The organism is Phocaeicola coprophilus DSM 18228 = JCM 13818 (assembly GCF_000157915.1).
Classification (GTDB): Bacteria; Bacteroidota; Bacteroidia; order Bacteroidales; family Bacteroidaceae; genus Phocaeicola; species Phocaeicola coprophilus.
Genome location: NZ_EQ973635.1, coordinates 60256 through 68126 on the forward strand (window position 1 = coordinate 60256; position 7871 = coordinate 68126).

At 45.2% G+C, this 7871-nt stretch carries 7 protein-coding genes; all 7 read right to left on the bottom strand.

Going from position 1 to position 7871, the window contains the following annotated elements:
- Positions 1-54 precede the first annotated feature (54 nt).
- From BACCOPRO_RS04895 to BACCOPRO_RS04925, 7 genes are read right to left on the bottom strand one after another with little or no spacing between them, the layout of a single operon-like run.
- The gene (locus BACCOPRO_RS04895) at positions 55-516 is read right to left on the bottom strand and encodes a V-type ATP synthase subunit K (RefSeq protein WP_008141506.1); all 462 of its coding nucleotides are present in this window, start codon (positions 514-516) and stop codon (positions 55-57) included.
- A 38-nt stretch (positions 517-554) separates the two neighbouring features.
- Complete coding sequence (locus BACCOPRO_RS04900; RefSeq protein WP_008141508.1) at positions 555-2378, bottom strand: V-type ATP synthase subunit I; 1824 nt, start codon at positions 2376-2378, stop codon at positions 555-557.
- Positions 2375-2980: a V-type ATP synthase subunit D gene (locus tag BACCOPRO_RS04905; RefSeq protein ID WP_008141510.1), complete on the bottom strand. Its 606-nt coding sequence runs from the start codon at positions 2978-2980 to the stop codon at positions 2375-2377. The genes BACCOPRO_RS04900 and BACCOPRO_RS04905 overlap by 4 nt, the downstream gene beginning before the upstream one ends.
- A 21-nt stretch (positions 2981-3001) precedes the next feature.
- Positions 3002-4321 (bottom strand): V-type ATP synthase subunit B, encoded by a 1320-nt coding sequence (locus tag BACCOPRO_RS04910; protein ID WP_008141512.1) that lies wholly within the window; start codon positions 4319-4321, stop codon positions 3002-3004.
- Between the two features lie 21 nt (positions 4322-4342).
- A complete protein-coding gene (locus BACCOPRO_RS04915) occupies positions 4343-6100 on the bottom strand; it encodes a V-type ATP synthase subunit A (RefSeq protein WP_008141513.1) in 1758 nt (585 codons plus the stop codon).
- A 14-nt stretch (positions 6101-6114) separates the two neighbouring features.
- A complete protein-coding gene (locus BACCOPRO_RS04920; RefSeq protein WP_008141515.1) occupies positions 6115-6954 on the bottom strand; it encodes a DUF2764 domain-containing protein in 840 nt (279 codons plus the stop codon).
- Between the two features lie 9 nt (positions 6955-6963).
- The gene (locus BACCOPRO_RS04925) at positions 6964-7554 is read right to left on the bottom strand and encodes a V-type ATP synthase subunit E family protein (protein ID WP_008141517.1); all 591 of its coding nucleotides are present in this window, start codon (positions 7552-7554) and stop codon (positions 6964-6966) included.
- Positions 7555-7871 lie beyond the last annotated feature (317 nt).

The window sequence follows — 7871 nt, forward strand, 5'->3', positions numbered from 1 at the left end:
TAAGCCGGACACGGCAATCCGTGTCCGGCTATCTATTTCATCAGGCCAAGCAAGTTAAGCCAGAGCAGAACCCATCAAGAAAGTAGCAGCCAAAGCTACAATTGCATACAATTCAGGGAATACAGCCAGAATCAATGTATTACCGAATACATTGTGACCCTGTCCGATGGCAGCAATACCGTTGGCACAAACCTGTCCCTGACGGATGGCAGAGAACAAGGCTACCAGTCCCAGACCAATACCGGCACCCAGCACGGCACAAGCCTGAATTGCTGTCATTTCCGGTGTCAGCACACCAAAAATATTCTGGAACATGAAGTAACCGGCAAAACCATACAGACCCTGAGTACCCGGAAGCGCTGTCAGCACCAGGAAATTACCGAATGCACTGTCATTTTTCTTCAACGCACCGATTGAAGCGTTACCGGCAATAGTCACACCATAGGCACTACCAATACCTGACAAACCAACCATAATCGCAATGCCAATGTAGGCAATCAAAAGATTCATTTCCATAATTCAATTATTTTTTAAATTTTTAATTCGTATTACTTTTATTCACTAATTACTTCTTTCTTAAAGGGTTTGTATTCTTTTCCACCACCCTCATAACCGGAATTCTTGAAGAATTCCACGAATGTCAGACGCATGGGGTGAACCATTGCACCCAGTACATTCATAAAGATATTGATGCTGTGACCGATCAGGAAGATCAGAGCCATGACAATCGGACCTGCAATGATATTATCGGGACTCATACCTGCTGCCAGACTGTTGAACACACTGGCCAGGATACCTCCGGACAAACCGAGGGCAAACAGACGTACATACGAGAGCACATCACCCAGCAGACCGGTAGCCATATTGTAGCTGTCCCACAGTCCCAGTCCGATGTTGACAAAAATATTTTTGTCCGGACTGTTGTACAGGTAGGCCATCAGCAAGCCGATACCCAGGAGCACCAGATGTACCGTACCTCCCATAGCCATACAGGAAGGGAAAGCAAAGGCAAAAGCCGTGCTGACAAGTACCAGAATCCATCCGATCGTTGCTACCGCATATTTGAAGCCCAGCTGAATGGTCTGATTCACGGCCTTCAGAATCATACCGAAGATAATCTGAATACCTCCCAGAATCAGAGAAAGGTTAAACATCTGCTGGTTATCCAGTGAAATGGATTCCTTCAGACTCTGGAAAAGAGGCAACTGAATGTCGTACAGATTAAATCCGAAGCAGGTTCCTGTGAGCAGACCACAAACCATTGTGGAAGCTCCGAGCAACTGTACCAGTGTAAGCACCGGTTTCATCGAATCACTCACCTGCTTAGCTGCCAGGCGATAAATCGTGACAGCCAGCACCATGAACAGTCCGTAACCGGAATCTCCCAGACACAGGCCGAAGAACAGCATAAAGAACGGAGCAAAATACGGAGTCAGATCCAGTTCTCTGTATTTGGGCAACATATAAAGTCGCATGATCGGTTCAAACAGACGGGCAAACTTATTGTTCGCCAACAAGATAGGAACATCATCGTCCGGTGTCGGATCTGCAATCTCATAATAAGCATTGCTGGTGTTCAGATACTCCTGTATCTGGCCGACAGAAGCCGCAGGTGCCCATCCTTCCAGCAGCAACAGTTTGTTGTCTGCCAGTGAGTCAGCACTCAGTTCCACTTTGGAGAACTCTATCTGCGCATGTACAGAGGCCTGAGCTGCTTCCAGATCGGGCACTGCCGTTGCGGCCAGTTCTTCCATCCGCTTGTGTATATCAGCTTCTTTCGTCACAATCGCAGCCTTGTTCTCCTTCAGTGATGCAAGCGACTTGTCCGGAAGCCGGACTGCTTCCACCTCCAGTTCCACCGGTGAATTTACCGGAGTTACCGTGATAAAATAAAGCCGCGAACCAGACTGGCTGATGATCATCGCATGATATTCCGTCATCCATTCTTCCTTGAAGAGCTTTTCCGGACAGACATAGAAATCAATGCGATAGCCGGCTTCTGCCAGACGGGCCAGATCACGCGGCTCAAAGTTTCCCCACGGTTCCAGCACAGCAATGTCCTTGTCTGTCAGCTGAGCCTGATGACTCAAGCGCTGCATCTCCTGCTGCAAGGCTTCGATTTCCTTCAGGGCTTCTTCTCCTTTACGGACATCGCCTGCATGGGAAGCGCCAGCCAGAACACCCATGCCGCGAAGAGTTTTCACCGCTGCCGCATAACGTGACGACAAACGGATGCTGTCCTGCAGTTCGGCATTTCCGGCACCACCCTGAGCTTTCTCAACCACATGAACGACTCCGACTTCACGGATTTCTTTCAGGAAATCTTCATATTCCTTGTGATAGACCAAAAAGGTCAGTTTCTTCATTTTAGCAATCATACCTCAGCCTCCTTTCTTTTCTCCTGGATGGATTTCAGGATCTTCTGAGAAGACTTGGACAAATTCTCTTCGTCTTCCATGAAACGCTTAATCTTTCTCAAGGCATCCTGATAACCCGGAATCTGTACCTTCTCAAAAAGATTAACCTTCTGAGTGGTTTTCTTTCGGGCATGTTCCAGCAACCCCAGCTTGGCCAGCGTAAATTCCCGCTCAATGGCAGTCTGTGCCAGGCCTTTCAACAAGTGAATGCCGTCGGCATACCATTTGGGACTACAGAAAAAGCTGAACGGACGGATCTCAAAGTCCACCTCTTCCAGCAAGGGAACTCGGACGCCTGCAATCTTGCGTACGCCCAGATGAACATCCTTCACTTTCACCAGTGAAGCATCAAATTCATTCCAGAGAGCGAACATGGCTTCGTATGCCTGGATCTGCTGTTCCAGGCGTTCCTCCAACTCCACTGCTTCAGTCTTGCAACGCTTCACCTCCAGACGTAGCGCACTCTCCTTGTTCTTGATGATAGGCAGCGTACGCAAACGGATCTTGAGCTGTTTCTCAAGCTGCTGCAACGAAGTTTTGTTATATTGAAATTTTATAGCCATTCTCTGTAAGTTTTAACTAAATCACTTTTTCCAGTACTGATCCACAAATTCTTTCTTGATGTTGACTTCCTCGGGCTTGAAATATTTGCTGAACAGTCCCCAGGTCACATCAAGCATTTCAGTGGTATTCAGATTGACATCGATGGCCAGCAACTGATTGGCATAATCCTTTGCAAAAGCCAACGCACGCTCATCATAGTTGGTCAGGTCGAAACCGTTTTCCATCTTTGTCTTTGCATTGGCAGCATCAGCATACAGACGAACCGCAGCATTCATCACCTGCGGATGATCCTTACGGGTCTTCTTTCCACTTACCAGCTGTTTCAGACGAGACAGAGAACGGAACGGATCGACAATTACCTTACCGATATCACTGTCACGACGCAGGAAAAGCTGACCTTCGGTGATATAACCGGTATTATCAGGAACAGCATGCGTAATATCGCCTCCTGACAATGTGGTAACGGCAATAATGGTAATGGAACCTCCTGAAGGGAACTGTACGGCTTTCTCGTAGATCTTTGCCAGATCGGAATAAAGAGAACCCGGCATAGAGTCCTTCGAAGGGATCTGGTCCATACGGTTGGATACGATAGCCAGCGCATCAGCGTAAGAAGTCATATCGGTCAGCAAGACCAGTACCTTCTGATTGTGTTCTACCGCAAAGTATTCAGCAGCTGTCAGAGCCATGTCCGGAATCAGCAGACGTTCTACCGGAGGATTCTCTGTCGTATTCACGAAACTGATGATACGGTCAAGGGCACCTGCATTCGAGAACACATTCTTGAAATACAAATAATCATCATTGGTCATACCCATACCGCCCAGAATAATCTTGTCGGTTTCGGCACGTAAGGCCACATTGGCCATCACCTGGTTGAAAGGCTGGTCCGGATCGGCAAAGAAGGGGATCTTCTGTCCGGATACCAGGGTGTTGTTCAAGTCGATACCAGCAATACCCGTAGCGATCAGTTCGGACGGCTGCTTACGGCGTACCGGATTCACAGACGGTCCTCCAATCTCAACTTCCACTCCTTCAATCTCCGGTCCTCCGTCAATCGGATCACCAAAAGCGTTGAAGAAACGTCCGGCCAGTTGCTCGCTCACTTTCAATGTAGGAGACTTGCCCAGGAATACAACTTCGGCATTTGTCGGAATACCTTCCGTACCCTCAAACACCTGCAAAGTCACTTCATCACCGGCAATCTTCACCACCTGGGCCAGCTTGCCGTTTACCATAGCCAGTTCGTCATAACCTACTCCCGTTGCTTTCAGCGAACAGGTAGCTTTCGTTATCTGACTAATCTTTGTATATATTTTCTGAAAAGCTTTCGTTGCCATTTTATTCTCAATTTATTTCTCTTATTTCACTTTGCGTTCAGCCACCAGTTCCTGCAACTGCTTGCGGAATTCGTCGTACTGTTCGGAACGGAAACGGGCATAGTTCATCTGCTTGCAGATATTGATCATCTTCTTGAAATAGTCCATTACCTCTACGAAGTTGTCGAACTCAAAGTCGGTATGACAAATATCGATAATCTGGTTCACCATTTCCTCCTGACGTTCCATCGGAGTTACCGAGTCTACTTCATCAAATGCATCCTGCTGAAGGATCACAAAGTCAATCAGTTCCGACTTCCAGAAAATCACATGGTATTCTACAGGCACACCGTCATCACCCAGAATGTTGATCTGCTCAGCAATTTCCTTACCTCTCAACAGACGGGTCTTCAGCTCATTCACCTTACCGATCCATTCACTGTTGATACGCTGAGTGATGTAATTGTCGAACTCAGGATATTCAAGATATTTGGAATAAGAATCAATCGGGTTTACAGCCGGATAACGCTTGCGGTCGGCACGTTCCTGCTCAAGTGCATAGAAACAGCGGGCCACTTTCTTGGTATTTTCCGTTACCGGTTCCTTCAGGTTACCACCGGCCGGAGATACTGTTCCGATGAAAGTAATGGAGCCTGTTTCTCCATTGTAAAGATGTACATAACCGGCACGGCCGTAGAAATTGGAAATAATCGCTGAGATATCCATCGGGAAGGCATCCGGTCCCGGCAATTCTTCCATACGGTTTGACATTTCACGCAAAGCCTGCGCCCAGCGGGAAGTAGAGTCAGCCATCAACAAGACTTTCAATCCCATTGCACGATAATATTCAGCCATCGTCATGGCAGTGTAGACAGAAGCTTCACGTGCTGCTACCGGCATATTGGAAGTATTGGCGACAATAATTGTACGTTCCATCAGCTTACGACCTGTATGCGGGTCTACCAGTTCCGGGAATTCCGTGAAGATTTCCACAACCTCATTGGCACGCTCACCACAGGCTGCAATGATCACGATATCAGCTTCGGCCTGTTTGGATATAGCATGCTGCAACACAGTCTTTCCGGTTCCGAACGGACCAGGAATAAATCCGGTACCGCCCTCTACAATCGGATTCAGTGTATCAATCACACGCACACCCGTCTCAAGCAGTTTATAGGGACGCGGTTTCTCAGCATAGTTCACCATTGCTTTCTTAACCGGCCACTTCTGAATCATATTCACAGGAATATCATTACCTTCCTTGTCGGTCAGGACAGCAACTGTATCTTCAATGGTATATTCACCTTCTTCTACAATTGACTTCACTTTATAGGTTCCGGTCAGCTGGAAAGGTACCATAATCTTCAGGGGCTGGTGATTTTCTTCCACCTCGCCCAGCCATGCTGAAGGACCGACTTCGTCTCCGGCCTTTACAATCGGCTTGAACAGCCATTTCTTTTCTTTATCCAGCGGATAGGTATATTGTCCACGTTTCAGGAAGACACCTTCCATTTTGTCCAGATCATTCTGCAAACCGTCATAGTTCTTTGACAGCATACCCGGACCCAAAGTTACTTCCAGCATGTGACCTGTAAATTCGGCTTCAGCACCGACTTTCAAACCACGGGTACTTTCAAACACCTGTACATATACATTCTGTCCGACCACCTTAATAACCTCGGCCATCAGACGGTCACCGCCGGTCATGATATAACAGATTTCATTCTGTGCTACCGGCCCGTCGACAGTCAATGTAACCATGTTGGCAATAACGCCTAAAACAGTTCCTTTTGTTGCCATTCTATTGTATTTTACTATTTTCTAAATTCTTCCGGTATCTGAACTTCATCCTTCAGATTCTGAATCATCTGACGGAACAATTCACTTCCCTTTTCTTTATCCAACAAAACCCAACGTTCGATCATTTCCAGCTGCAGCAGGAAAACAAACAAACGCTCTACCGTAAAATAATGGAAAAAAGATGCATCTTCCAACCATTTCCATTTCAGCTGATCAACCTTTTTCTCACGCTCTACCAGATCGTCTGTTTCTACCAGACGCTGTAAGGGTTCAAAATAATCCAAGGTTTCACTTAATCCGAAATCACGGGCATTGGAAGTCCGGAGCATCTCACAAACTTCAGTATCCCCGACAATCACCTCAGCTACATTCATCTTATACTTGCGTGCAGCAAAAGCAGCCAGTATATTGTTGATATTCAGATTAAATTCAAACCAGGAAGCAATAAACGGATTTTTAGACTTCATGGCATATGCATAATATGCCGAAGCTAACAGATTTTCAGCCTTATACAACTCATCAGCAGGTAAAGCCAAATATTGTGCAATGAAATCATACAGATAAGACGGGAATTTTGCATCCGGCTTTTCTCCTTCTTTCACTGAAGCTATCAGCTGAAGCAAATCTTCCGAAGAAAAATTACCCTTTCCCTGAGTCACTGCATCTTTGTCTTTCAGCAGGCTTAATAAATCAGCATGATCATATTTCAAATAAAACAGATCTATCAGAGCCTGATCTTTAGCTGACAAATCTCCATAAGATTCTGCTCTAAAGTCAGATATCGTATAACTAAGCTTACCGTCCTCAAGTGAGATATCCGGCAAACCGGCTACCAGATAGTAATAAGCACTCATAAGCCTACCTTAAAACAACATCTTCACTAATTGCGGACGCAAAAATTCTTTGAAGTAGTTTTCAAACTCTTCTTCTCCAAAATTCACCTTATAAGAACCATCTGCCGGGGAAATTGAGAACAAGGCTTTCATTCCATTTACTTCTTCAATCTTCACTCCTTTATCCAACAGACCTTTAGCCTTTGCAGCAAAGAATTTCTGTAACGCCTCTCCATCCTTAACGGATATGACAATCGGCTCATTGGAAGACCACTGGGTTGCTAAAGCAAGAATAAATTTATTAAGGAATTCTTTATCGGATGTCACTCCTTTCACAGCATCAGATACTGTCTGATTGGTTAACAAATTCACAATTTCTGTCTTCAAGGCATTAACAGCCTGACCTCCGAACAGTTTCAATTCAGATTTCGTATTGTCTGTCAGTTCATCAGCCTTCTTTTGTGCATCAGCTACAATAGAATCAGCCTGTTTACGTGCTTCTTCAAGCAGCTTCTGAGCTTCTTTCTGGGCTTCACCAATAAGTCGCTGGGCTTCTTCGTTTCCTTTTTCTACACCTTCACGATAAATCTTATCAGTTAACTCCTGAATTTTATTTTCCATGATAAAAGTATTTTATAATATTAATTACAATCGAAAGTCTTTTAAAAATTTAGGAATTTCAATGCCCCAAATATAAGAAATAAAAGGAAACAAAACTATCTTATTAGATATTTTTTAAATGAGTATTCAGAAAAAGGCAACAACTTCGCAACCGATATTACATCTCATCCATTTTTCACAGAAGTCTAAAAGATCAATACAAGGATTTCTCAAAGAACTTTACATTTTATCAAATATAAATCCATTTATTTGACAGTATGATCCCCTGTCACCTTACATTAACAGGTTATTTCCGGGAGATCTGACCGCGAAGAGGC